Consider the following 24,161-nt stretch of genomic DNA (forward strand, 5'->3'; position numbering starts at 1 on the left):
TGCTCCGTCAGGAGACGTGCTACTCCCGCTACTTCGCGTAGATCGCCTCGATCTCGTTCGCGTAGTCCTTCGCCACCACGTTCCGCTTGAGCTTCAGCGACGGGGTGAGGTGGCCCGACTCCTCCGTGAACTGGGAGGACAGAATGCGGAACTTCCGCACCGATTCCGCCTTCGACACCGCGGCGTTGCCGTCGTCGACGGCCGCCTGGATCGCCGCGTTCAGGTCCGGGTCGTCCTTCAGCGACGCCGCGGTGGAGCCCGCCGGCTTGCCGTGCTCCTCGGCCCAGCGGCCCAGGAACTCCTCGTCGACGGTGACCAGCGCGCCCACGAACGGCCGCCCGTCGCCCACCACCATGCACTCCGCGACCAGCGCGTGCGCCCGGATGCGGTCCTCGATCACGGCCGGGGCGACGTTCTTGCCGCCGGCGGTGACGATGATCTCCTTCTTGCGGCCCGTGATCCTGAGGTAGCCGTCCTCGTCCAGGGTGCCGATGTCACCGGTGTGGAACCAGCCGTCGGCCAGCGCCTCGGCCGTCGCGCCCGGGTTGTTCCAGTACTCCTTGAACAGGTGCTCGCCGTGCAGCAGCACCTCGCCGTCGTCCGCTATGCGCACCACCGAGCCGGGCAGCGGCTGGCCGACCGTGCCGATCTTCTGCCGGTCCCAGGGGTTGAACGCGGTCGCCGCGCAGGACTCGGTCAGGCCGTAGCCCTCCAGCACCGTGAAGCCGATGCCGCGGAAGAAGTGGCCGAGCCGCTCGCCGAGGGGGGCGCCGCCGGAGATGGCGTACTCGCCCCGGCCGCCGAGGACCGCGCGCAGCTTGCTGTAGACCAGCTTGTCGAAGGTCTTGTGCTTGATCTTCAGGCCGAGCGACGGGCCCGACGGGGTGTCCAGCGCCTTGCTGTAGGCGATCGCGGTGTCGGCCGCCTTGTCGAAGATCCTGCCCTTGCCGTCCGCCTGCGCCTTGGCGCGCGCGGAGTTGTAGACCTTCTCGAAGACGCGCGGCACACCGAGGATCAACGTCGGCCGGAACGCGGCCAGTTCGTCGGTGAGGTTCTTGATGTCCGGGACGCAGCCCAGCTTGATCGGCGCCATCATCGGGGCGATCTGCACGAGCCGTCCGAAGACGTGCGCGAGGGGCAGGAAGAGCAGCACCGAGCACTCGCCGGTGCGGAACAGCGGCCGCAGCCGCTCGACGACGTTGCCGCACTCGGCGAAGAAGCTGCGGTGGGTGAGCACACAGCCCTTGGGGCGGCCGGTCGTCCCGCTGGTGTAGACGATGGTGGCCGGGTCGTCGGCGCAGGCGAGCGAGCTGCGCTCCTCGACCGTCTGGTCCGAGACGTCCTGGCCGAGCCGGCCCAGCTCCTCCACGCCCCCGGCGTCGATCTGCCAGACGTGCTTGAGGGCGGGCAGCGACTCGCGCACCGACTCCACGGCGGCGGCGTGGCCCGCCTGCTCCACGACGCACGCGGTCGCGCCCGAGTCGGACAGGATCCACTGCACCTGCTCCGGCGAGCTGGTCTCGTACACCGGCACGGTGACCGCGCCCGCGCTCCAGATCGCGAAGTCCAGCAGTGTCCACTCGTAGCGGGTGCGGGACATCAGGCCCACCCGGTCGCCCGGCTGCACCCCGGCGGCGATGAGGCCCTTGGCGGCGGTGTGCACCTCGGCCAGGAACTGCCGGGCCGTCACGTCCTGCCAGGTGCCTCCCCCGGACTCCGTCCGGGGGGACCCCCACCTCGCTTCGCTCGCCTTGCGGGCGATGACGGCGACGTCGGGATGCTGCGCGGCGTTTCTGCGGACGATGTCGGTCAGATTGCCGTCCGCAGGGACCTCGTACAAAGCCGGAAGGCTGAACTCGCGCAAGACTGCTGCTCCTCATAGGGCGCCGACGCCACGACACTGTGTGATGCGACGGAGTGGTCCAAGGCTCGGGCTGGTGCTCGGGGCTTCGGTGGCTGAAATCCGGAGCACGACTGGACTGCCCGGACGTTACCCGCCGGTATGCCGTTCCCGACAGGGGGTCCCGGCGAGATGTTCGCTGCGTCACACAGGCTGACGTTCCTTCGCGCACAGTAGTCCACGGCTGAACCGACCGGCCAGTAACCGCAGGCCCGACCGCCACTGTTCACGCACATCGCACAGGCCTACGCTTGATCGCCATGGCATCCACACCGTCCGGAAACCGACCCGCGAGCCCGCGTGGGGCGCGCGGCACGCGCATACACGTCATCAGCGACGTGCACGGCAACGCCGAGGCCCTGGCGCGGGCGGGCGAGGGTGCCGATGCCCTGATCTGCCTCGGCGACCTCGTCCTCTTCCTTGACTACGCCGACCACTCGCGCGGGATCTTCCCCGACCTGTTCGGCGAGGAGAACGCGGACCGGATCGTCGAGCTGCGCACCGCCCGCCGCTTCGAGGAGGCCCGTGAGTTGGGCGCGCGGCTGTGGGCCGGCATCGGCGCCGACCGGGCCGGCGCCATCGAGAAGGCCGTGCGCAAGCAGTACGCCGAGATGTTCGCCGCGTTCCCCACCCCGACGTACGCCACCTACGGCAATGTCGACATGCCGCCTTTGTGGCGCGAGTACGCCCGCCCGGGCACCACGGTCCTCGACGGCGAGCGGGTGGAGATCGGCGGCCGCGTCTTCGGCTTCGTGGGCGGCGGCCTGAAGACGCCCATGCGGACGCCGTACGAGATCGACGACGAGGAGTACGCGGCGAAGATCGAGGCGGTCGGCGAGGTCGACGTGCTGTGCACGCACATCCCGCCGGAGGTCCCCGAGCTGGTCTACGACACCGTCGCCCGCCGCTTCGAACGCGGCAGCCGCGCCCTGCTGGCCGCCATCCACCGCACCAGGCCCCGCTATTCGCTCTTCGGGCACGTCCATCAGCCGCTCGTGCGCCGGATGCGGATCGGCGCGACGGAATGCGTGAACGTGGGGCACTTCGCGGGGTCGGGCACGCCGTGGGCGCTCGAATGGTGAGCGGCCCGTGGCCGGTCGGCCGGGGGTGCGGGAGACGGGGTGAAGGCGGCAGGCCGGTGGCGCGGTAGCCTTCACGCTGCACACACGTGCGCACGACGATCTCAGTACGGCCCGCATCTGGAGGAGCCACGGCGATGGCGGAACACACCAGCTCGAGCATCACGATCGAGGCGGCACCGGCCGACGTCATGGCGGTGATCGCCGACTTCGCGCGCTACCCGGACTGGACCGGCGAGGTGAAGCTGGCCGAGGTCCTGGAGACCGACGCGCGGGGCCGCGCCGAGCAGGTCCGCCTCGTCATGGACGCCGGCGCCATCAAGGACGACCAGATCCTCGGCTACACCTGGACCGGCGACAACGAGGTCTCCTGGAGCCTGGTGAAGTCCCAGATGCTCCGCTCCCTGGACGGCTCCTACCTCCTGAAGCCGGCCGGCCAGGGCGCCACCGAGGTCACCTACCGCCTCACCGTCGACGTCAAGATCCCCATGCTCGGCATGATCAAGCGCAAGGCCGAGAAGGTCATCATCGACCGGGCGCTGGCCGGTCTGAAGAAGCGGGTGGAGTCGGGAGAGGCGCCAGGAGAGGCGCCGGGGGAGAAGTAGCCCCCCGACCGCACACGCGGAGCCGCCCGCCGGGCACCGGTAGCGTTCACCCCTATGCGCACCATCCTGATCACGGGCCCCGGCGGCAGCGGTCGTACCACGATCGCCGCCGCGACCGCGCTCACCGCCGCCCGCGCGGGCACCCGGACCCTCCTGCTGAGCGCCGACCGCACCGACACCCCCGGCGCGACCCTGGGCTCCCCGACAGGACCGGCACCGCGGGAGGCCGCGCCGCACCTCACCACCTGGCGCCCCGACGCCACCGGCCGCTTCCGTGCGGACCTCACCGCCTTCCAGTCCCGCGCCGCGAACGTCCTCGACCTGCTCGGCGCCGCCCGCCTGGACGCCGAGGAGGTCACCCCGCTGCCCGGCGCCGAGGAGCTGTCCTTCCTGCGCGCCCTGCGGGACGCCGCCCTCAGCGAGCGCTACGACCTCCTCGTCGTCGACCTCCCGCCTCTCCCGCAGGCCCTCGCCCTGCTCGGTCTGCCCGAGGAACTGCGCCGCTATCTGCGCCGGCTGCTGCCGCCCGAGCGGCAGGCCGCCCGTGCCCTGCGCCCCGTCCTCGGCCGGCTGGCCGGCGTACCCATGCCCGCCGACTGGCTGTACGAGACGGCGGCCCGCTGGGACGTCGAACTGGCCGCCGTCGAGGCCGTCCTCACCGACCGCGCGACCGCCGTACGCCTGGTCGCCGAGCCCGGTCCGGCCGGTGCCGACGCCCTGCGCACCGCCGGCCTCGGCCTCGCCCTGCGCGGCCTGCCCGTCGAGGCCCTGCTCGCCAACCGCGCCCTGCCCGAGACCGCGCCGGAGAGCTGGCCGGCCGGGCTCCTCGCCCAGCAGCGCAAGGCCCTCGACGACTGGCGGGAGCTGCCGTACGACGTCCAGGCCGTCCCCCACCTGGGCCGCGACCCGCGCGGCGGCGACGACCTCGGCGCCCTCGCCGTACCCCCCGTCAACCCGTCGTCCGCCCCGGTCGGGTGGCCCGTCACCGACCGGATCGCCGAGGACGGCGTGCTCGTCTGGCACCTCCCGCTGCCCGGCGCGATACGGGAGGAACTGGACCTGATCCGGCGCGGTGACGAACTCGTGATCAGCGCGGGCCCGTTCCGCCGGATCGTCCCGCTGCCCTCCGCCCTGCGCCGCTGCACCGTCGCCGGGGCCGCGCTGCGCGAGGGCGAGCTGCGCATCCGCTTCGCCCCGGACCCCGACCTGTGGCCCGCCGCGAGCCGCTGAACGGGGGCGATGAACCGGGTACGCCCGTTCGGGTAACGTCGTAGAGGCGAACCGTAGTCAGGAGTCCGCCATGAGCGAAGAGCGCCCCGCAGCCGACTCGTACGACGCGCACGATGCGCATGACGCGCACGCCGCGTACGGGAAAGAGGAGCACGGGAGGGAAGGCCGGGCGACCGACGCCGACGCCTGGGCCACGGCCTGTGCCGAGGACCTCGCCGCCGAGAAGGCCCGCCGCCGCGCCGAGCACGGCCCGCAGCCGGGTTCGGCCGCCGAGGAGCTGAAGAAGTTCGTGGACACGGTGGCCGACAAGCTGTCCGGCCTCCAGTCCCCCCTGCTCGGCGGCCTCGCCGGACCCGCCGCCCAGCAGGTGGTACGGCAGGTCGTCCAGCAGGCCAAGGCCGCCGTCGAGCCGGTCATGGAGCGCAACCCGGACGTCTTCGACCACCTGGCCGCGGCCGGCGGCGAGCTGCTGGCCGCCTACCGCTCCGCCGTCCAGGGCCAGGAGCAGCGCTGGACCGCGCGCACCGCCGACGACCTGACCGGCGAGGGACGGGCCGACGGACGGGCCGACCGGGGGGAGCGGCGGGACCCGGGCGAGGGCACCGGTCCGGGGGAGCGGATCGACCTGGACTGAAGCGCTTTCCCGGCAGGGCCTCGGGTACGGTTGGCCGTAGCGGGGCTCGACCGAACTGAGGGATTCATGGGACTCACCATCGGCGTCGACATCGGCGGTACCAAGATCGCGGCCGGTGTGGTCGACGAGGAAGGCAACATCCTCTCGACCCACCAGGTGCCGACCCCGGGCACGCCCGAGGGCATCGTGGACGCCATCGCCGCTGCCGTCGAGGGCGCACGGGCCGGGCACGAGATCGTCGGCGTGGGCATCGGCGCCGCCGGTTACGTGAACCGGCAGCGCTCCACGGTCTACTTCGCGCCGAACATCGACTGGCGCCAGGAGCCGCTGAAGGAGAAGGTCGAGGCCCGCGTGGGCCTCCCGGTCGTGGTCGAGAACGACGCCAACGCTGCGGCGTGGGGCGAGTACAGGTTCGGCGCGGGCAAGGGCCACCGCAACGTCATCTGCATCACGCTGGGCACCGGCCTCGGCGGCGGCATCATCATCGGCAACAAGCTGCGCCGCGGACACTTCGGCGTGGCCGCCGAGTTCGGCCACATCCGGATGGTCCCGGACGGCCTGCTGTGCGGCTGCGGTTCGCAGGGCTGCTGGGAGCAGTACGCCTCCGGCCGCGCCCTGGTCCGCTACGCCAAGCAGCGCGCCAACGCCACCCCCGAGAACGCCGAGCTGCTGCTGTCGCTGGGCGACGGTACCCCCGACGGCATCGAGGGCAAGCACATCTCCATGGCCGCCCGCCAGGGCGACCCGGTGGCCGTCGACTCCTACCGCGAGCTGGCCCGCTGGGCCGGTGCGGGCCTCGCCGACCTGGCCTCCCTCTTCGACCCATCGGCGTTCATCGTCGGCGGCGGCCTCTCCGACGAGGGCGAACTGGTCCTCGACCCGATCCGCAAGTCCTACAAGCGCTGGCTGGTCGGCGGCAACTGGCGCCCGGTGGCCGACGTCATCGCGGCCCAGCTCGGCAACAAGGCGGGTCTGGTGGGCGCGGCGGACCTGGCCCGGGAGCCGGACCCGATCATGTAGCGAAGCCGTCCTGCGACAGTGCCCGCCGCGTCCGCTCCCGGGACGGCGGGCATCGTCGTATGTTGATCGGCATGGCGACCAGCACGCTCCTTCCCAACTCCCGTACGGAACCCGACGGTTCGGCGGTCATCCGCGTCCTGAGCTACAACATCCGCTCGATGCGGGACGACACGGACGCGTTGGCCGGAGTCATCTCCGCCTGTGCGCCCGACCTGGTCCTCGTCCAGGAGGCCCCCCGCTTCTTCCGCTGGCGCAAGAAGCTCGCCCGGCTCGCGGCGGCCAGCGGCCAGGTGATCCTCACCGGCGGCGCCACGGCGGCGGGCCCGGCGATCCTCTGCTCGCTGCGGGCCACCGTCGAGCGCACGCAGGACGTCCTGCTGCCCCTCACCCCCGGCCGCCACCGGCGCGGCCTCGCCACCGCGGTGGTCCGGTTCGGCGGCGCCCGGCTGGGAGTGATCAGCGGCCATCTGAGCCTGGACAGGGAAGAGCGGTACGCGCAGGCCGGCCTGCTCCTCGACCGCCTCGCCGGTCTGGGCGTGGCGCACGCCGTCGCGGGCGGCGACCTCAACGAGGGCCCCGACGGCCCCGCCTTCCGGCTGCTCTCCGGCACCCTCCAGGACTGCCGGGCCGTCGCCCCCTGGGGCGGCGAGGAGACCTGGCGGCACAGCGAGCCGCACCGCCGTATCGACGCGATCTTCGCCACGAAGGGCATCGACGTGCTCGGCTGCGGGGTGCCGCTTCACCAGCCGGGCGTCACCCGCTCCGGCCTGATCGCGGCCACGGACCACCTTCCGGTCCTGGCCGCCCTCAGGGTCCCGGCCGGCTGAGCCGCCCGGCGCCTGTGCAGCGCTCAGACGACCGCGCCCCGCCCCGGGTCGTCGTCCTCGTCGTCGTCCGTGCGCATCCGCATCACCAGCGTGGCGAAGCCGCCGAGGAAGCCGCCGATGCCCAGCGTGGTCAGCCACCACGTCATGTCCCAGCCCAGCAGTACCGCCAGCAGGAGCAGCACCGGGCCGCCGACGACACCGAGCCAGCCGAACTTCGCGGTGGTGTCGGCGGCCGGCAGCGGGGGCGGCTCCGGCGGGACGAAGTGGCCCTCGTCGTCCTCGTCGAAGTCGTTGTCGGAGGGCCGCGTGGTCGTGTAGTCGCGCGGGCCGCCGCCGACACCGGGGGCGAAGGTGATCGAGCTGCCGAGCGGCCGTACCGGCGGTGCACCGGCGGGGCCGTCCCCCTCGCCCTTGCCGTCCGCCGGCGTGTCCTTCGCCGGGCCCTGCGCCGTGTCGTCGGGGTCCTCGGCGGCCGTCTCCGGCAGCGCGAGGTCCTCCACCGACCTGAAGGGCCTTGCGCCCGGCGGGTCCGGTGGCTCCTCGCCGTACCCGGCGACGATGGCCTGCCAGGCGGCGTCCTCGTCGAAGGGCACGCCCTGCTCGTCCGGCTCGCGACCCTCACGGTCCGAGTCGTGCTCAGCCAACTGCGGCCGTCCCTTCCTTGCCGTCCTTGCCGACACCGTCCTTACCGATGCCGTCCTTGCCGGCACCGGGCGCGAGCCGTTCGATGAACGCGAGGCTCTCCTCGAAGATCCGGTCCGCGTCCTTGTCCAACGTCGCCACGTGGTAGCTCTGTTCCAGCACGATCTCGGTGACGTCCGTGGACGACACCCGGCTCAGCACCCGGGCCGAGTCGGCGGGCGGGACGACATGGTCCTGTGCGCTGTGCAGCAGCAGCAGCGGCTGGGTGACCTGGGGCAGCTCGCCGTCCACCCGGCGCAGGAACTGCCGCAGCGAGTGCGCGGAGTGCAGCGGCACCCGGTCGTAGCCCACCTCGGCCGCGCCCTCCTGGGCGATGTCGCTGGCGATGCCCTTCGTCGTGCGCACGAGATGCCGGGCCACCGGAAGGGCGTACGCCGACAGGCCGTGCACCTTGTTCGCCGGGTTGACGACCACGGCGCCCGTGACCCGCACGCCGTGCAGCGCGGCGAGCCGCAGGGCCAGCGCGCCGCCCATCGACAGGCCGAGGACGAACACCCGGGAGCAGCGCTCGGAGAGGGCGCGCAGCTCGCGGTCCACCTCCGCGTACCAGTCCTGCCACGTCGTGACCTGCATGTCCTCCCAGCGGGTGCCGTGGCCGGGCAGCAGCGGCAGGGACACGGTCAGGCCGTGGGCCGCGTGGTGCTCCGCCCAGGGGCGCAGCGACTGGGGCGAGCCGGTGAAGCCGTGGCAGAGGAGGACGCCCACCTCCCCGCCCTCGTGGCGGTACGGCTCAGCTCCGGGGAGAACCGGCACCTTCGACTCTCCTGTCCTTGGGACGGTGCTCCGGCGGCCCGACGGCCGGCTGGGGCAAGAAGGAAGAAATACGTGGATGTGCTTCACCGTACGCGACCGCACTGACACCGACCAGGGTCGTCGGGCCCATTGACGGTCCTCCGGGTTAAGGTCTGTTCGACGGAAACGGGAGGCACACGGGTGTTGTACGGCACGATGAAGGTCGCCATCGGCGGGCCGCTGAAGGTCGCCTTCAGGCCCTGGGTGGAGGGACTGGAGAACATCCCGGCCGAGGGCCCGGCGATTCTGGCGAGCAATCACCTGTCCTTCTCGGACTCGTTCTTCCTGCCCGCGGTGCTGGACCGCAAGGTCACCTTCATCGCCAAGGCCGAGTACTTCACCACCCCGGGCGTCAAGGGCCGGCTGACCGCGGCCTTCTTCAAGGGCGTCGGACAGCTTCCGGTGGACCGCTCCGGGGCGCGCGGCGCCGGCGAGGCCGCGATCAAGAGCGGCATCGAGGTGCTGGAGCGCGGCGAGCTGTTCGGCATCTACCCCGAGGGCACCCGCTCGCCCGACGGCCGGCTCTACCGGGGCAAGCCCGGCGGCCTCGCGCGCGTGGCGCTCGCCACCGGCGCGCCGGTGATCCCCGTGGCGATGATCGACACGGAGAAGATCCAGCCGCCCGGCAAGGTGATGCCGAAGCTCATGCGCCCCGGCATCCGGATCGGCAAGCCGCTGGACTTCGGCCGCTACGCCGGCATGGAGCACGACCGCTTCGTCCTGCGCGCCCTGACCGACGAGGTCATGTACGAGATCATGAAGCTCTCCGGCCAGGAGTACGTCGACATGTACGCGACCGCGGCCAAGCGGCAGATCGCGGACGCGGCGAAGTCGGCCAAGGAGGCGGAGAAGGCCATGGAGGCCGGGAAGAAGGAAGAGGCCCAGGAGGCCTGACCGAGGGGCCGGGGGGAGCCGGGGAGATGCCGAAGCGCGAGCGCGTCCTGCGGATGTCGGTCGAGCTGCCGCTGTGGCGTGCGCTCGCCGGCTACCGCGTCCTGACCATGCTCTACGCCATCGGCCTGTGCGTCACCAGGTACGACCTCTACGTGCGCCCCTGGGTCGCCGTCGGCTACCTGGCGGTCCTGTTCGTCTGGACGCTCGCCACCTTGCCGCGCGTGCGCAACGCGGCGAGCTGCACCAAGCCCTTCCTCGCCGCCGACCTGGTCATCGCCCTCACCGGCGTCCTGCTCACCTCGCTCGCCGACAGCCACCAGCGGATCGCGGGCGGCCCCACACTGCCGTCGATATGGACCGGCGGTGCGGTGCTGGCCTTCGCGATCAAGGGCGGCTGGCGCTGGGCCGCGGTCGCCGCCACACCGGTCGCGCTGGCCAACCTGGTCGAACGCGGGCATCCCGCCCGGGACACCGTGCACAGCCTGATCCTCCTCTGGGTCGCCTCCCTCGGCATCGGCTACGTCGTCGAGGTCGCCCGCGCCTCCGAGCGCACCCTCGCGCGGGCCCTGGAGATCGAGGCCGCGACCCGCGAGCGGGAGCGGCTGGCCCGGGACATCCACGACGGCGTGCTCCAGGTGCTGGCGATGGTCAAGCGCCGCGGTACGGCCCTCGGCGGCGAGGCGGCCGAGCTGGGCCGGCTGGCCGGGGAGCAGGAGGTGGCGCTGCGCACGCTGGTCTCGGGCGGGCTGGTGCCGGTGTCCCGGGTGTCGGAGGACGCGGCCGAAGGGGCCGTCGTGCGGATGGTGGAGGTACCCGACGAGGAAGGCGAGGAAGGTGCCGGCGGCGGCGTCGATCTGCGCGCCCTGCTCGCCCCCTACGCGTGCGGCCGGGTCAGCCTCGCCGAGCCCGGCGCCCCGGTGCCACTGCCACCCCCGGCGGCCCGGGAGCTGGCCGCGGCGGTCGGCGCCGCCCTGGACAACGTGCGCCGGCACGTGGGCGAGGACGCCCGGGCCTGGATCCTGGTCGAGGACGAGCCGGACGAGATCGTCGTGACCGTCCGGGACGACGGCCCCGGCATCCCGGAGGGCCGGCTCGCGCAGGCCGAGAGCGAGGGGCGGCTCGGGGTCGCCCAGTCGATCCGCGGCCGGCTGCGCGACCTCGGCGGCAGCGCCGAACTCCTCTCCGTCCCCGGGCAGGGCACGGAGGTCGAACTGAAAGTACCGAAGAACGCGAAGGCAGGGCGTCGATGAGCGAGCAGCAGGACCCGATCAAGGTCATGGTGGTGGACGACCACCCCATGTGGCGCGACGCGGTCGCCCGTGACCTGGCCGAGTCCGGCTTCGAGGTCGTGGCCACCGCCGGCGACGGCGAGCAGGCGGTCCGCCGCGCCAGGGCCGCCACGCCCGACGTCCTCGTCCTGGACCTCAACCTGCCGGCCAAGCCCGGCGTCCAGGTGTGCAAGGAACTGGTCGGCCACAACCCGGCGTTGCGCGTCCTCGTGCTGTCCGCGAGCGGTGAGCACGCCGACGTCCTGGAGGCCGTGAAGTCCGGGGCCACCGGCTATCTGCTGAAGTCGGCCTCCACCGAGGAACTGCTCGACGCCGTGCGCCGTACCGCCGTCGGCGACCCGGTGTTCACGCCGGGCCTCGCCGGACTGGTCCTCGGCGAGTACCGCCGCCTCGCCTCCGAACCGGCCCCCGCCCAGGGCGCCGACGAGCCCGGCGCGCCCCGGCTGACGGACCGGGAGACCGAGGTGCTGCGTCTGGTCGCCAAGGGCCTGAGCTACAAGCAGATCGCCGAACGCCTCGTCATCTCCCACCGCACGGTGCAGAACCACGTCCAGAACACCCTCGGCAAGCTTCAGCTGCACAACCGGGTCGAGTTGGTGCGCTACGCCATCGAGCGCGGCCTCGACGACGAGTAAGCCCCCTTTTCGCGCCCCGGAATCACCCGTCCCGCCCCTCCCGGTGTGACCTGAGTCACCGTTAGCGTGACCAAATGTCAGGAAACCGTGGCGAAGGGACTGTTCCATGCGGGTCGGAGTACTGACCGGAGGCGGTGACTGCCCCGGGCTCAACGCGGTCATCCGGGGCATCGTCCGCAAGGGCGTGCAGGAGTACGGCTATGACTTCACCGGCTTCCGGGACGGCTGGCGCGGCCCCCTCGAAGGCCGCGCCGTCCGCCTCGACATCCCCACGGTGCGCGGCATCCTGCCCCGTGGCGGCACCATCCTCGGCTCCTCGCGCACCAATCCCCTGAAGGAGGAGAACGGGATCCGCCGGATCAAGGACAACATGGCCAAACTGGACGTCCAGGCCCTCATCGCGATCGGCGGCGAGGACACCCTGGGCGTCGCGGCCCGGCTGTCCGGCGAGTACGGGGTGCCCTGCGTCGGGGTGCCCAAGACGATCGACAACGACCTGTCGGCCACCGACTACACCTTCGGCTTCGACACCGCCGTCAACATCGCCACCGAGGCCATCGACCGGCTGCACACCACCGCCGAGTCCCATATGCGGGTGCTGGTGGTGGAGGTGATGGGCCGGCACGCCGGCTGGATCGCCCTGCACTCGGGCCTGGCCGGCGGTGCCAACGTCATCCTCATCCCCGAGCAGCGCTTCGACGTCGAGCAGGTCTGCGCCTGGGTGACCTCCCGCTTCCGGGCGTCGTACGCGCCGATCGTGGTCGTCGCCGAGGGCGCCATGCCCAGGGACGGCGACATGGTGCTGAAGGACGGCTCGCTCGACTCCTTCGGACACGTGCGGCTCTCCGGGGTCGGCGAGTGGCTGGCCAAGGAGATCGAGCGGCGCACCGGGAAGGAAGCCCGCACCACCGTCCTCGGCCATGTCCAGCGCGGCGGTACCCCCAGCGCCTTCGACCGCTGGCTCGCCACCCGCTTCGGCCTGCACGCCGTCGACTGCGTCCACGACGGCGACTACGGCACGATGGTCGCCCTGCGCGGCACCGACATCGTCCGCGTCCCGCTGGCCGAGGCCACCGCGCGGCTGAAGACGGTGAACCCGGAGCTGTACACGGAGGTCGGGGTCTTCTTCGGCTGAGCGAGGGCGCGTCCTCAGCGCCGGTCGGCACAGGGCAGGCCGTCCGGCGTCCGAGGACGGGGCCCGCCGATCAACTCCCGCACGATCGCCACCCCGTTCAGGCTGAGCACCGACTCCGGGTGGAACTGCACGCCCGCGAAGCCCGGGCCCCGCACGGCATGGACCTCGCCGTTCCCGGCCCGGCTCACCTCGACGCCGTGCGCGGCCAGCTCCCGGGCCGCCTCGTCGTCGCAGCGGGCGACGAAGCTGTTGTAGAAGCCGACCGTCTCCTCGCGCCCGAACAGGTCCACGGCCGTCTGCGCCCCCTGGTACGGCACCTCCTTCCGCACGATGTCCAGGCCCAGTTCGGCCGCGATCAGCTCGTGCCCGAGGCAGACGCCGAGCACCCCGTGCCGGTGCTCCCGCAGCACGGTCGCCGTCAGCTCCCGCAGGAACCGCATCTTCGGGTCGGCCGGGTCGGCCGGATCGCCGGGGCCGGGGCCCAGCACGACGGGACCCTCGTGCGCGAGCACCGCCGCCCGCAGCCCCGGCTCGTCGTAGCGCCGGACGCTCACCTCCAGGCCGCCCGAGCGCAGCACGTGCGCCAGCATCGCCGTGAAGGTGTCCTCGGCGTCCACGACCAGGGCGTGCCGGTCGAGCGAGGGCAGCCGCTCCTGCATCCGCAGCCAGAACGGGGCCAGCGAGGACCGCCGCCCGTCCAGCGCGGCCCGCACCCGCGGATCGTCGGCCAGCCGGGGCGCCTCCCGCTCCGCGCGCGGCCGGGCCGCACGCACCCCGAGCGCCGCCAGCACGCCCGCCGCCTTCGCGTGGGTCTCCGCGACCTCGCTCGCCGGATCCGAACCGCGCACCAGCGTCGCGCCGACCCCGACCCGCAGCCGGCCGGCCGCGCCGATGTCGGCCGTGCGGATCAGGATGGGCGAGTCCAGGGTCTGCGCGCCCCCGGAATCCCGGCCGAGCAGCGCCAGCGCACCGGCGTAGTAGCCCCGGCCGCCGGGCTCGTACCGCTCGATGACCCGGCAGGCGTTCTGCACCGGCGAGCCGGTCACGGTCGCCGCGAACATCGTCTCCTTCAGCACCTCCCGCGCGTCCAGCGACGACTTCCCGCGCAACTCGTACTCGGTGTGCGCGAGATGGGCCATCTCCTTCAGCCGCGGTCCGACGACGACCCCGCCCATGTCGCCGACCGTGCACATCATCTTCAGTTCCTCGTCGACGACCATCGACAGTTCCTCGATCTCCTTGCCGTCGGCGAGGAAGGAGAGGAGGTGCTCCGGGGTCGGGCCCTCGGCGGGATAGCGGTACGTCCCGCTGATCGGGTTCATCACGACCGTCCCGCCCGACATCCGCACATGCACCTCGGGGCTGGCCCCGACCAGCGTGCGGTCCCCGGTGTGCACCACGAACGTCCAGTACGCGCCCCGCTCGCCCGCGAGCAGCCGGCGGAACAGCGCCAGCGCGTCCGCGCGCCCGAAACCCGGGACCTGGCCCTCGTACGTCCGCCGGATCACGAAGTTGGCGCCCTCGCCCCGGCCGATCTCCTCGGCCAGCACCCGCCCGACGATCCCGGCGTACTCCTCGTCCTCGATGTCGAACCCGCCGTCCTCGACCCGGACTTCGTGCCCGGGCAGCTGCTCCAGGGCCTGCTCCAGCGGGATCTCGTACGACTCCTCGGGGGCCAGCACCAGCAGCGGGGTGGCGTCGTCGCGGACGTCGAAGCCGCGCTCGCGGATCTGCCGGAACGGGACCAGCGCCAGGCCCTCGTCGGGCAGGTCGGCCAGCCGGTCGCGGGCCGTGACGGGGCCGCGCAGCAGCTCGACCATGTCGTGGTCGCGGCCCGGTGCGCGGCGGCGCAGAAGGGCGAACGGGCGGTCGTCGTCCAGCAGTCGGGTCAGGTCCATGGCTCCTCGGTTCCTCGTGCGGTGGGAGGAGCGGCCCGGCCCTGGAAACGCCGAAGGCCGCCCCTCGGGCGGCCTTCGCGAAGTGTGGGTACGCGCAGTCAGTGGGCCGCCGGATGAGCGGTCCACCACCAGTCCTGGTTCATGGTCGAGTGCGCGAACATGTCCGGCACCCTACCCGATCCGGCCAAGCCTTGGCGGGTTCATCCGCCCGACACCCGCGTCCCGGAGGCTGGATCCAGCCCTGCCCGCGCCCGGCGACCGGCTGCTTCACGCCGTCCCCACAGCGCCCCCACGCCCGGCGCGCCGACGCTCCGCAAGTGGAAGTAGGCCGAAAAAACCGGCAATTGAGCGTCATTTATTGACGCGTACACGATCTGGCTCCCAGTCTTCCCCCGGACCGCTTTCGTCCCACGGGGGAGGAGAAAGTCATTTCCACATCACTGTCCTCAGGGCCGCGTCCGCGGACGAGACGGCGCGCCGTCCGGGCGCTGACCGTCCTCGCCGCCGCGGCAGCTCTCGGCGCCGCACCGCTCGCGACCGCACAGGCCGCCACCGCACCGGACGTGACCGGCGGCGGCACCACCGCGATCCACTACCGGGGGCACACGTTCACCGTGCCCGCCGACTGGAAAGTCGTCGACCTCGACAAGAATCCGGCCACCTGCGTCCGCTTCGACCGGCACGCGGTGTACCTCGGCACACCGGGCGCCCGGCAGGACTGCCCCGCCGACGTGACCGGCCGCACCGAGGCGCTGCTCGTCCGGCCCTCGAACGCCACCAAGGCCGCCGTCACCGAGAACCCCACCTCCCGGACGTACAGCGCGACCGCCGCCGGCATCACCGTCACGGCCGGCTACGGCACCGACCCTGCCGGGATCCGGCGGGTGCTCGCCGGTGCCGGGCTGCCGGTGGCCTCGGCGCGGACCGCGGCGCCGCCCGCCGCGCCGGCCGCGCTCGCCGTACCGGCCGACGCGACCTCGTACCAGGGCAACGGCTTCGACGCCTGTGCCGCCCCGAGCCAGGCGGCGATGAACGCCTGGAAGGGCTCCTCCGGCTACGGCGCCGTCGGCGTCTACATCGGGGGCGAGAACCGCGGCTGCTCCCAGGCGAACCTCGACGCCCAGTGGGTGCAGACCCAGTACACGAACGGGTGGCGCTTCCTCCCGATCTACGTCGGCAAGCAGGCCACCGCCGACGCGGGCAGCTGCGGCGGCCACTGCTCGGTCATCACCGACCCGGCCCCGCAGGGCAGCGCGGCCGCCGACGACGCGGTCGCGCAGGCGAAGGCGCTGGGGCTCGGCGCGGGCTCGGTGATCTACGAGAACATGGAGAACTACCCGCCCGGCGGCGACAACACCTCCCGGGTGCTCGCCTACCTCGACGCCTGGACCAAGCGGCTGCACGACCTGGGCTACCGCTCCGGCGCGTACGGCGGCGGGGCGTCCCTGACCCCCGACCTCGTCGCGGCGGCAGGCAGGATCACCCTGCCCGACGTGATCGACACGGCCCGCTGGAACGACCGGGCGACGACCGACGACCCGGCGATCCCGGCGAACCTCTGGGCCGACCACCAGCGCGTCCACCAGTACGCGGGTGATCTGACCGAGAGCCACGGCGGCGTCTCGATCGGCATCGACCGCGACTTCATCGACGTGGGAACGGGCAGCACGCCTCCGCCGCCCCCGCAGAAGAAGACGACGAAGCTCGCCTACACCGGCCCGAAGACCGTCTCCGACGGCTCCCCGGCCACCCTGTCCGCGACCCTCACCACCGACGCCGGCGCACCCGTCGCCGGCAGGAAGGTGAGCTTCGCGCTCGGCACCCAGACCTGCGACGGCACGACGGACGCCCAGGGTGCGGCGACGTGCACCATCGCCTCGGTCGACGCCCCGCTGACCGCCGACGCGACCGTCCCGGTCAAGGCGTCCTTCGCCGGCGACGACGGCTACCTGCCCGCCGAGGTCACCGGCACCGCGCGGCTCCAGTACGTCACCGGGCGGGCCTACGGCCTGTCGGCCGACGTCTCGCTGCTCGGCCTGCCGGTGGTGTCCGTCCCGCCGACGCCCGACACGGGCACCGTGCGCACCGCGGGCGCGAGCAGCACGGCCCCGCCCTGCACGGCCGACATCAACGCGCTCGTGCTCTCCTCGAAGACGCTGTGCGCCCGGGTCGACACCAAGACCGGACCCGGCGGCGCCACCTCCACGGCGTCCCTGGAGGAGGCCACGGTCGGCCTGCCGGGTCTGCCCGTCCTCAAGGTGTCCGGGATCAAGGCGGTCTCGACCAGCACCTGCAGCGCGGTGTCCGGCAGCACGGACCTCACGCTCACCGTGGCCGGTGTCCCGGTCACGATCGACGGCAGCGTGAACGAGTCCGTCGACCTCGGTGTCGTGGGCGCCAGGCTCGTGGTCAACGAGCAGGTCAGGACGGCGGACGGCGGCCTCACCGTCAACGCCGTGCACCTGACCGCCCCGGGGGTGGACGTGGTCGTCGCGTCCAGCACCTCGGCGGCGCACAACTGCGGCTGACCGCCGCCGGGAACGGGCCCCTGTGCGCGGGGGCCCGTTTCCCACATCCGGGCGGGATGCGTCTCACTTGATGAGCGAATGAGGGGGTCCGTGACCGCACCCCGTAAGGTGTAGAGAGTGACCGTGAACGCTAAGACCAGCGCGAGCGCTGGCAACACCTGGCGAGACCTGCCCGCGGCGCAGCAGCCCGAGTACCCCGACCTTGAGGCTCTGCGCGCAGTGATCGCGGACCTCGAGTCGTATCCGCCGCTCGTCTTCGCGGGCGAGTGCGACCAGCTGCGCGCCCGGATGGCGGCCGTCGCCAAGGGAGAGGCGTTCCTCCTCCAGGGCGGCGACTGTGCCGAGGCCTTCGACGCGGTGTCCGCGGACCACATCCGCAACAAGCTGAAGACGCTGCTCCAGATGGGTGCCGTCCTCACCTACGCGGCCGCCGTGCCCGTGGTGAAGGTCGGCCGGATCGCGGGGCAGTACTCCAAGCCGCGCTCCAAGCCGATGGAGACCCGCGACGGCGTGACCCTCCCGGTGTACCGGGGCGACTCCGTCAACGGCTTCGATTTCACGCCGGAGTCCCGGATCCCGGACCCCGAGCGCCTGAAGCGCATGTACAACGCCTCGGCGTCCACGCTGAACCTGGTGCGTGCCTTCACCACCGGCGGTTACGCGGACCTGCGCCAGGTGCACGCCTGGAACCAGGACTTCGTGCGGACCTCGCCGTCGGGCCAGCGCTACGAGCAGCTCGCGCGGGAGATCGACAGCGCGCTGAACTTCATGCGGGCCTGCGGCACGGACCCGGAGGAGTTCAAGACCGTCGAGCTGTTCTCCTCGCACGAGGCGCTGCTGCTGGACTACGAGTCCGCCCTCACCCGGGTCGACTCCCGCACCGGCAAGCTGTACGACGTCTCGGGCCACATGGTCTGGATCGGCGAGCGCACCCGCCAGCTGGACGGGGCGCACATCGAGTTCGCCTCGCGGATCAGCAACCCGATCGGCATCAAGCTCGGCCCGACGACGACGGCCGAGGACGCGCTGAAGTACATCGACCGCCTCGACCCCGAGCGGGAGCCGGGCCGGCTGACCTTCATCGTCCGGATGGGCGCCGACAAGATCCGCGACAAGCTCCCCGAGCTGGTCGAGAAGGTCACGGCGTCCGGTGCGACGGTGGCCTGGGTGACCGACCCGATGCACGGCAACACCTTCGAGGCGGCCTCCGGGCACAAGACCCGCCGCTTCGACGACGTGCTCGACGAGGTCAAGGGCTTCTTCGAGGTCCACAAGGGCCTCGGCACCCACCCGGGTGGCATCCACGTGGAGCTGACCGGCGACGACGTCACCGAGTGCGTGGGCGGCGGCGACGAGATCTTCGTCGACGACCTGCACCAGCGCTACGAGACGGCCTGTGACCCGCGGCTGAACCGCAGTCAGTCGCTCGACCTGGCCTTCCTGGTCGCGGAGATGTACCGGGACCAGTGACCGGCCTGCTGACAGGCCCGGGGCGATCTGGGGCGCGGATCACATGCGATCCGCGCCCCTCCCCACTTTTGCGGGCCCTGCCCGACGGGTAAGGTTAGGTTTGCCTCACCGATCACGGGGATGGCGCCTATACGGAAATCCCGTCGGGAGGTGAATCCGCGTGTACGTGTGCAGCTGCTTCGGTATCACCGAGGACCAGGTCAAGCAGCACGCGGAGGGCGGTGCCTGCACCCCCCGCCAGATAGCCTCCGCCTGCAAGGCGGGCACGGACTGCGGCTCCTGCGTCCGCCGCATCCAGGCCCTCCTCGGCCGCGGCGCCTGCCCCCGCCGCGAGCTGGCCGACCAGGGCAGGCCGGTCCTGGCCGAACTGCCGACGACACCGGGGATCGCGGAAGCGGCCTAGCTCTCCGGCTGCTCGATGAGCTGCGCGATGTAGAGCGCCTCGCCGAGCTTCTCGACCAGTTCCAGCTGGGTGTCGAGATAGTCGATGTGGTTCTCCTCGTCGGCGAGGATGTCCTCGAAGATGTTCGCGGACGTGATGTCGCCCTTCTCGCGCATGACCTTGATGCCGCGCTTGAGCCGGTCGATCGCCTCCACCTCGATCTGCCGGTCCGCCTCGAACATCTCTTTCACGCTCTGGCCGACGCGGACGTGGAACAGCCGCTGGTAGTTCGGCAGCCCCTCCAGGAACAGGATCCGGTCGGTCAGCACCTCCGCGTGCTTCATCTCGTCGAACGACTCGTGCCGGGTGTACTTGGCGAGCTTGTACCAGCCGAAGTTCTCCTGCATCTTCGCGTGCAGGAAGTACTGGTTGATCGCGGTCAGCTCGCCGGTGAGCTGCTCGTTGAGGAACTCGATGACCTCGGGGTCGCCCTGCATCGCAGCGGCTCCTTCCACGGGGGACGGGGGAGGTGTGCGGCCGCATGATTGCATCGGCAACGAAGATCGTCCAGTAAGTGGATACTTAGTAAGTTCGCCCTGACTTGATGCCTCGTGTCCGGTTCGCGGAGGTGCTGGAGGGATGGTCAAGGGCACTGCCCGAGGTCTGTCAGGATGGTTACATGGGTCATCCGGTGGAGCGAGAGTCTGGAGCGGCGGCAGGGTCCGAGCTCCCGCCGGGTCAGCGGCTCCAGCGTGGCTGGCCGGTCACCCACTACGGACCCGTCCCGAAGTTCCGCCCCGAGCGCTGGGAGTTCCGGGTCTTCGGCGCCACCGCGGACGGCGACAAGCACACCTGGGGCCACGAGGAGTTCACGGCCCTGCCATACACCACCGTGGTGGCCGATCTGCACTGCGTGACGAAGTTCAGCATGACCGGCGCCGAGTGGGGCGGCGTCCCGGCCGCCGCGATCCTGGACCTGGCCCCGCCGGCGCCGGACGTCACCCATGTGATGGTCTGGGCGGAGTACGGCTTCAGCTCCAACCTGCGTCTGTCGGACTTCGCCTCCGACCGCACGATCTTCGCCACCCACAAGGACGGCGAGCTGCTCACCGCCGAGCACGGCTTCCCGGTCCGCCTGATCGTCCCCCACCTGTACGCCTGGAAGGGCCCGAAGTGGGTCCGGGGCGTGGAGTACATGACCGCCGACCGCCGCGGCTTCTGGGAGGAGCGCGGCTACCACAACATCGGCGACCCCTGGAAGGAACAGCGCTACTCCTACCAGGAGGAACCGGGAGAGGGCCCGGAACTGTAGCCCTCGGCGGCCGATGCGGAGGCTACGCGTCCCGCAGCTTCTTCAGCCGCTCCACGTCCGCCGCGTGCCCCTCCGGGCCGCCGGGCGTCTCGATGACCAGGGGCACGCCCTCGGTCGCCGGATGGGTCATGAGCGCCCGGAACGGATCCTCGCCGATGTGTCCGGCGCCGATGTTCGCGTGCCGGTCCTTGTGCGCGCCCACCACGTCCTGGGAGTCGTTGGCGTGGACCAGCTTCAGCCGCCCCTCGCCGACCGTGTCCACCAGCAGGTCCAGGGTCTGGTGCATGCCGTTCGGGCCGGTCACGTCGTGGCCGGCGGCGAACACGTGGCAGGTGTCCAGGCACACGCCCAGCTTCGGATGGGCGTCCAGCGCCTCGAAGTACGGCCCGAAGTCCCAGGTCCGCGAGCACAGCGAGGCGCCCTGCCCGGCCGTGGACTCCAGCAGCAGGAACGGGTCGTCGTCGTGGGTCAGCTCGTCCAGCAGCGGCAGCATGCGCTCGCGCACCTGCCGCAGCGCCACCGACCGCTCGCGCCCGCCGGTCGCGCTTCCGGTGTGCACGACCACGCCCAGCGCGCCGATCTCCCGTCCGCGCCGCAGCGAGTGCCGCAGCGACTGAACCGACCGCTCCACGGTCGCCTCGGTGTGGGAGCCGAAGTTGATCAGGTAGGGGGCGTGGACGTACGCCGGGATCGACTCCTCGGCACAGGCCGCGCGGAACGCCTCGTCCTGCTTCGGGTTGCCGGCGGGCGTGGCCCAGCCGCGCGGGTTGGCCACGAAGACCTGCACGGTCTCCGCCTTCAGCCTGCGGGCGTACGACAGCCCGACCGTGTGCAGACCGCCGGCCACGGGCACGTGCCCGCCGACGGGGTTGCGGGGCAGGGGGACACGGGGAGGCGACTGCTGGGGACTCACCCGTTCAGGGTGTCATGCCCGCCCCGGCCGCCGGACCACGGTCCCCGTCAGACCCCCGCACAGATCACGGTCACCGGATGGTGATCGTGATCGTCGAGCCCTTGGGCGCCATGCCGCCGCCCTTCACCGACTGCTTCTGCACGGTGTCCCCGAACAGCCCGAGCAGACCGCGGTCCTCGCTCACCTTGAAGCCCGCGCCCTCCAGCGCCTTGTGCGCGTCGTCCACGCTGTCCCCGGTCACATCCGGCACCTGGACCATCTGCGGGCCCTTGGACAGCGTCAGCGTCACCGTGTCGCCCGCCGCGGCCTGGCTGCCGTCGCTGGGGCTCTGCCGGGCCACCTTGCCCTTGTCGTGCTCGGAGTTGATCCGGTCGGGCGCGATCACGACCTTCAGCCCGGCGCCGGTCAGCGTCTGCCGGGCGTCTGCCGGGTCGTCGCCGGTGACGTCCGGGACGTCGATCGGGCTGCCCTTGCTGACCACCAGCGCGATCGCGGAACCCGCGTGCCGTTTGGTGCCCGCCTGCGGGGTCGTGCCGATCACGGAGCCCTCGGTGACGCTGTCGTTGAACTCCCGGGTGACCATGCCCGGCTCCAGCCCGTCCGCCTTCAGCAGTCTGCGTGCCTCGGCCAGCGGCCGGCCCGTCACGTCCGGCACGTTCACCGTCTCCGGGCCCAGCGAGACGGTCAGGGCCACCGCGTCGTGGTCGCGGATGCGGGCGCCGGGCGCCGGGTCCGTGCCGATGACGGTGCCGCGCTGGACGGCGTCGTTGTACTGGCGCTTGATCGGCCCGACGTCGAGCCCGGCCGCCTGCAGCCGCTCGCGCGCCTGCGCCTCGGTCTTCGACAGCAGCGGCGGGACGTTCGTGAACTGGCCGGAGTTGATGTACCAGACGCCCGTGCCCACGCCGAACACCACCAGGACGGCGGCGACGACGGTCAGCAGCAGGTGCTTGGGGCGTCTGCGGTGCGGCACGGGCGGGGCCTGGAGCCGGCTGGTGTGCTGGACGCCGTCGAGGGACTCGTGCTCGCCCACGGGCAGTGGGCGGGGCACCGTCAGCGAGCGTGGGATCACGCTCGTCCGGTCCCCGGCGTTGTCGTGCTCCGCGGACAGCGCCTGGGGCGGCACCGCGTCCAGCTGCTCGGCGCTCAGCCCCTGGCGTGCCTCGCGCACCCGGGCGAGCAGCGCCACGGCGTCCTGCGGGCGGACCTCAGGGGTGCGCGCGGTAGCCGCCGCGACCAGCTGGTCCAGCTCCGGCGCCAGCCCCGGCACCAGCGCCGAGGGCGGTGGCACGTCCTCGTGTATGTGCTTGTAGAGCACCAGCGCGGGGGAGTCCCCGGAGTGCGGCTTGTCCCCCGTCAGCATTTCGTAGAACACGACGCCGCACGCGTACACGTCGACGCGCGGGTCCGCGGTGCCCTGCTCGATCTGCTCGGGCGCGAGATACGACACGGTCCCGAGCACGGCGCCCGTGGTGCTGGTCACGGTGTCCACGGACCGCACGAGCCCGAAGTCGGCGACCTTGACCCGCCCGTCGTCGCCTATCAGCACGTTCTCGGGCTTCATGTCCCGGTGCACGAACCCGGCCCGGTGCGCGGCACCGAGCGCGGCGAGGACGGGCTCCAGGATGTCGAGGGCCGCGCGGGGCTGCAGCGCCCCCCGCTCGCGCAGCACGTCGCGCAGGGTGCAGCCGGCGACGTACTCCATCGCCAGGTACACGTACGACCCGTCGGTGCCCTGGTCGAAGACCTGGACGACGTTGGGGTGGGCGAGCCGGGCGACCGACTTCGCCTCCCGGATGAACCGCTCGACGAAGGTGCCGTCGGCCGCGAGCGTCGGGTGCATCACCTTCAGCGCGAGAACGCGGTCCAGCCGGGTGTCCAGGGCCCGGTAGACCGTGGCCATCCCGCCGACGGCGATCCGCGCGTCGACGCGATAACGGCCGTCGAGCACCTGCCCGACGAGGGGGTCCTGAAGGGTCGTATCCACGAAAGGGGAGTCTACGAGGACCGACCGACAAACCCCGCTCCGAGCCCGCTTCCCGCCGGCTACTGAAGCCGACCTGTGACGCTTCCCGCACGCCCGACCAGGCGGGCGGGCGGGCGGGAAGACGCGCAGATCCCTAGAACGCGGGCCGCTCGGGGTCCAGCCGGGCCATCCCCTCCGTGGGCGACGACGCCTCGGCGAAGTGCCTGCGGGGGATCCGCCCGGCCAGCCGGGCCAGCCGGCCGCCCTCCACCGCGTGCCTCATCGCGGCGGCCATCAGCTCCGGCTCCTGCGCCCGGGTCACCGCCGAGGCGAGCATCACCCCGGCACACCCCAGCTCCATGGCCAGCGCCACGTCGGACGCCGTACCGGCCCCCGCGTCCAGAATCACCGGTACGCGCGCGTGCTCCACGATCAGCTGGAAGTTGTGGGGGTTGCGGATGCCGAGCCCCGACCCGATCGGCGAGCCCAGCGGCATCACCGCCGCGCACCCGACGTCCTCCAGCTTCCGCGCGAGCACCGGATCGTCGTTGGTGTACGGCAGCACCGTGAACCCCTCGTCCACCAGGGTCTCCGCCGCCTCCAGCGTCTCCACCGGATCCGGCAGCAGCGTGCGCTCGTCGGCGATGACCTCCACCTTGATCAGGTCCGTGCCCAGCGCCTCCCGGGCCAGCCGCGCGGTCAGCACCGCCTCCCCGGCGGTGAAACAGCCCGCCGTGTTCGGCAGCACCCGGATGCCCAGCTTCTCCAGCACCGACAGCACCGAGCCGTGCACGGAGGGGTCCACCCGCCGCATCGCGACCGTCGTCAGCTCCGTGCCGGAGGCGATCAGCGCCCGCTCCAGCACCTCCAGGCTGGGCGCCCCGCCCGTACCCATGACCAGCCGCGACGAGAACGTCGTACCCCCGAGGACCAGCGAATCGTCGGCCATG

At 72.2% G+C, this 24,161-nt stretch carries 23 protein-coding genes; 14 read left to right on the forward strand and 9 right to left on the reverse strand.

All coding sequences use genetic code 11. The annotated features are described in order from the left end of the window. Positions 1–28: 28 nt before the first annotated feature. On the reverse strand, positions 29–1,864 hold the full coding sequence (locus tag BIV25_RS12850) for a long-chain fatty acid--CoA ligase (RefSeq protein ID WP_071372398.1): 1,836 nt from the start codon (positions 1,862–1,864) through the stop codon (positions 29–31). 296 nt (positions 1,865–2,160) lie between these two features. On the opposite strand from BIV25_RS12850, the gene BIV25_RS12855 reads away from it, so the two are divergent. The 6 genes from BIV25_RS12855 (at position 2,161) to BIV25_RS12880 (ending at position 7,295) form a co-directional block, all read left to right on the forward strand. Then, positions 2,161–2,982, forward strand: a complete 822-nt coding sequence (locus BIV25_RS12855) for a metallophosphoesterase (RefSeq protein ID WP_256255780.1) — start codon at positions 2,161–2,163, stop codon at positions 2,980–2,982. Between the two features lie 134 nt (positions 2,983–3,116). Next, a complete protein-coding gene (locus tag BIV25_RS12860) occupies positions 3,117–3,584 on the forward strand; it encodes an SRPBCC family protein (protein ID WP_071372399.1) in 468 nt (155 codons plus the stop codon). Positions 3,585–3,638: 54 nt separating this feature from the next. After that, positions 3,639–4,814 carry an ArsA family ATPase gene (locus BIV25_RS12865; RefSeq protein ID WP_071372400.1) on the forward strand — a complete coding sequence of 392 codons (1,176 nt, stop codon included), beginning with the start codon at positions 3,639–3,641 and terminating at the stop codon, positions 4,812–4,814. A gap of 70 nt (positions 4,815–4,884) precedes the next feature. Next, positions 4,885–5,448 (forward strand): DUF5304 domain-containing protein, encoded by a 564-nt coding sequence (locus BIV25_RS12870; protein ID WP_071372401.1) that lies wholly within the window; start codon positions 4,885–4,887, stop codon positions 5,446–5,448. A 66-nt stretch (positions 5,449–5,514) separates the two neighbouring features. Continuing rightward, the gene (locus tag BIV25_RS12875) at positions 5,515–6,468 is read left to right on the forward strand and encodes an ROK family glucokinase (RefSeq protein ID WP_071372402.1); all 954 of its coding nucleotides are present in this window, start codon (positions 5,515–5,517) and stop codon (positions 6,466–6,468) included. 71 nt (positions 6,469–6,539) lie between these two features. After that, positions 6,540–7,295 carry an endonuclease/exonuclease/phosphatase family protein gene (locus BIV25_RS12880; RefSeq protein WP_071372440.1) on the forward strand — a complete coding sequence of 252 codons (756 nt, stop codon included), beginning with the start codon at positions 6,540–6,542 and terminating at the stop codon, positions 7,293–7,295. Positions 7,296–7,318: 23 nt separating this feature from the next. Here the strand turns inward: BIV25_RS12880 and BIV25_RS12885 are convergent, their stop codons facing one another. Together BIV25_RS12885 and BIV25_RS12890 are read right to left on the reverse strand one after the other, a co-directional pair. After that, positions 7,319–7,939: a hypothetical protein gene (locus BIV25_RS12885; RefSeq protein WP_071372403.1), complete on the reverse strand. Its 621-nt coding sequence runs from the start codon at positions 7,937–7,939 to the stop codon at positions 7,319–7,321. Beyond that, on the reverse strand, positions 7,932–8,750 hold the full coding sequence (locus tag BIV25_RS12890; RefSeq protein WP_071372404.1) for a carboxylesterase: 819 nt from the start codon (positions 8,748–8,750) through the stop codon (positions 7,932–7,934). The genes BIV25_RS12885 and BIV25_RS12890 overlap by 8 nt, the downstream gene beginning before the upstream one ends. Positions 8,751–8,945: 195 nt before the next feature. Here BIV25_RS12890 and BIV25_RS12895 point away from each other — a divergent pair, with 195 nt between their 5' ends. The 4 genes from BIV25_RS12895 to BIV25_RS12910 all read left to right on the forward strand — a co-directional run bounded on the left by BIV25_RS12895 (position 8,946) and on the right by BIV25_RS12910 (position 12,742). Beyond that, positions 8,946–9,683 carry a 1-acyl-sn-glycerol-3-phosphate acyltransferase gene (locus tag BIV25_RS12895; protein WP_079173315.1) on the forward strand — a complete coding sequence of 246 codons (738 nt, stop codon included), beginning with the start codon at positions 8,946–8,948 and terminating at the stop codon, positions 9,681–9,683. A gap of 26 nt (positions 9,684–9,709) precedes the next feature. Continuing rightward, positions 9,710–10,933, forward strand: a complete 1,224-nt coding sequence (gene macS / locus BIV25_RS12900) for a MacS family sensor histidine kinase (RefSeq protein WP_071372405.1) — start codon at positions 9,710–9,712, stop codon at positions 10,931–10,933. Further along, a complete protein-coding gene (locus BIV25_RS12905) occupies positions 10,930–11,607 on the forward strand; it encodes a response regulator transcription factor (RefSeq protein ID WP_071372406.1) in 678 nt (225 codons plus the stop codon). Before macS ends, BIV25_RS12905 begins: the two co-directional genes overlap by 4 nt. A gap of 106 nt (positions 11,608–11,713) precedes the next feature. Further along, entirely contained in the window at positions 11,714–12,742 is a 1,029-nt protein-coding gene (locus BIV25_RS12910; RefSeq protein WP_071372407.1) for a 6-phosphofructokinase, read from the forward strand. A 14-nt stretch (positions 12,743–12,756) separates the two neighbouring features. Here the strand turns inward: BIV25_RS12910 and BIV25_RS12915 are convergent, their stop codons facing one another. Next, positions 12,757–14,640: an anthranilate synthase family protein gene (locus BIV25_RS12915; RefSeq protein WP_071372408.1), complete on the reverse strand. Its 1,884-nt coding sequence runs from the start codon at positions 14,638–14,640 to the stop codon at positions 12,757–12,759. A 98-nt stretch (positions 14,641–14,738) separates the two neighbouring features. After that, a complete protein-coding gene (locus BIV25_RS54335; RefSeq protein ID WP_371273017.1) occupies positions 14,739–14,801 on the reverse strand; it encodes a trp operon leader peptide in 63 nt (20 codons plus the stop codon). A gap of 402 nt (positions 14,802–15,203) precedes the next feature. On the opposite strand from BIV25_RS54335, the gene BIV25_RS52020 reads away from it, so the two are divergent. The 3 genes from BIV25_RS52020 to BIV25_RS12930 all read left to right on the forward strand — a co-directional run bounded on the left by BIV25_RS52020 (position 15,204) and on the right by BIV25_RS12930 (position 19,041). Then, a complete protein-coding gene (locus BIV25_RS52020; RefSeq protein ID WP_071372409.1) occupies positions 15,204–17,168 on the forward strand; it encodes a choice-of-anchor P family protein in 1,965 nt (654 codons plus the stop codon). Positions 17,169–17,285: 117 nt separating this feature from the next. Continuing rightward, a complete protein-coding gene (locus BIV25_RS12925; RefSeq protein WP_071372410.1) occupies positions 17,286–18,638 on the forward strand; it encodes a class II 3-deoxy-7-phosphoheptulonate synthase in 1,353 nt (450 codons plus the stop codon). Positions 18,639–18,798: 160 nt separating this feature from the next. After that, the gene (locus tag BIV25_RS12930; RefSeq protein ID WP_071372411.1) at positions 18,799–19,041 is read left to right on the forward strand and encodes a bacterioferritin-associated ferredoxin; all 243 of its coding nucleotides are present in this window, start codon (positions 18,799–18,801) and stop codon (positions 19,039–19,041) included. Here the strand turns inward: BIV25_RS12930 and bfr are convergent. Beyond that, positions 19,038–19,517, reverse strand: a complete 480-nt coding sequence (gene bfr / locus BIV25_RS12935; RefSeq protein ID WP_071372412.1) for a bacterioferritin — start codon at positions 19,515–19,517, stop codon at positions 19,038–19,040. The genes BIV25_RS12930 and bfr overlap by 4 nt on opposite strands. Before the next feature lie 182 nt (positions 19,518–19,699). Between bfr and BIV25_RS12940 the strand changes: the two genes are divergently transcribed. Continuing rightward, positions 19,700–20,332 (forward strand): sulfite oxidase-like oxidoreductase, encoded by a 633-nt coding sequence (locus BIV25_RS12940; protein WP_071372413.1) that lies wholly within the window; start codon positions 19,700–19,702, stop codon positions 20,330–20,332. 22 nt (positions 20,333–20,354) lie between these two features. Here BIV25_RS12940 and BIV25_RS12945 read toward each other — a convergent pair whose 3' ends face one another. The 3 genes from BIV25_RS12945 to BIV25_RS12955 all read right to left on the reverse strand — a co-directional run bounded on the left by BIV25_RS12945 (position 20,355) and on the right by BIV25_RS12955 (position 24,160). Beyond that, complete coding sequence (locus BIV25_RS12945; RefSeq protein WP_071372414.1) at positions 20,355–21,245, reverse strand: deoxyribonuclease IV; 891 nt, start codon at positions 21,243–21,245, stop codon at positions 20,355–20,357. A 70-nt stretch (positions 21,246–21,315) separates the two neighbouring features. Further along, positions 21,316–23,232 carry a Stk1 family PASTA domain-containing Ser/Thr kinase gene (pknB, locus tag BIV25_RS12950; protein WP_071372415.1) on the reverse strand — a complete coding sequence of 639 codons (1,917 nt, stop codon included), beginning with the start codon at positions 23,230–23,232 and terminating at the stop codon, positions 21,316–21,318. Between the two features lie 133 nt (positions 23,233–23,365). Continuing rightward, positions 23,366–24,160 (reverse strand): thiazole synthase, encoded by a 795-nt coding sequence (locus BIV25_RS12955; RefSeq protein WP_071372416.1) that lies wholly within the window; start codon positions 24,158–24,160, stop codon positions 23,366–23,368. Position 24,161: the final 1 nt, after the last annotated feature.

The sequence above is a fragment of the Streptomyces sp. MUSC 14 genome (genome assembly GCF_001866675.1).
Lineage (GTDB): Bacteria > Actinomycetota > Actinomycetes > Streptomycetales > Streptomycetaceae > Streptomyces.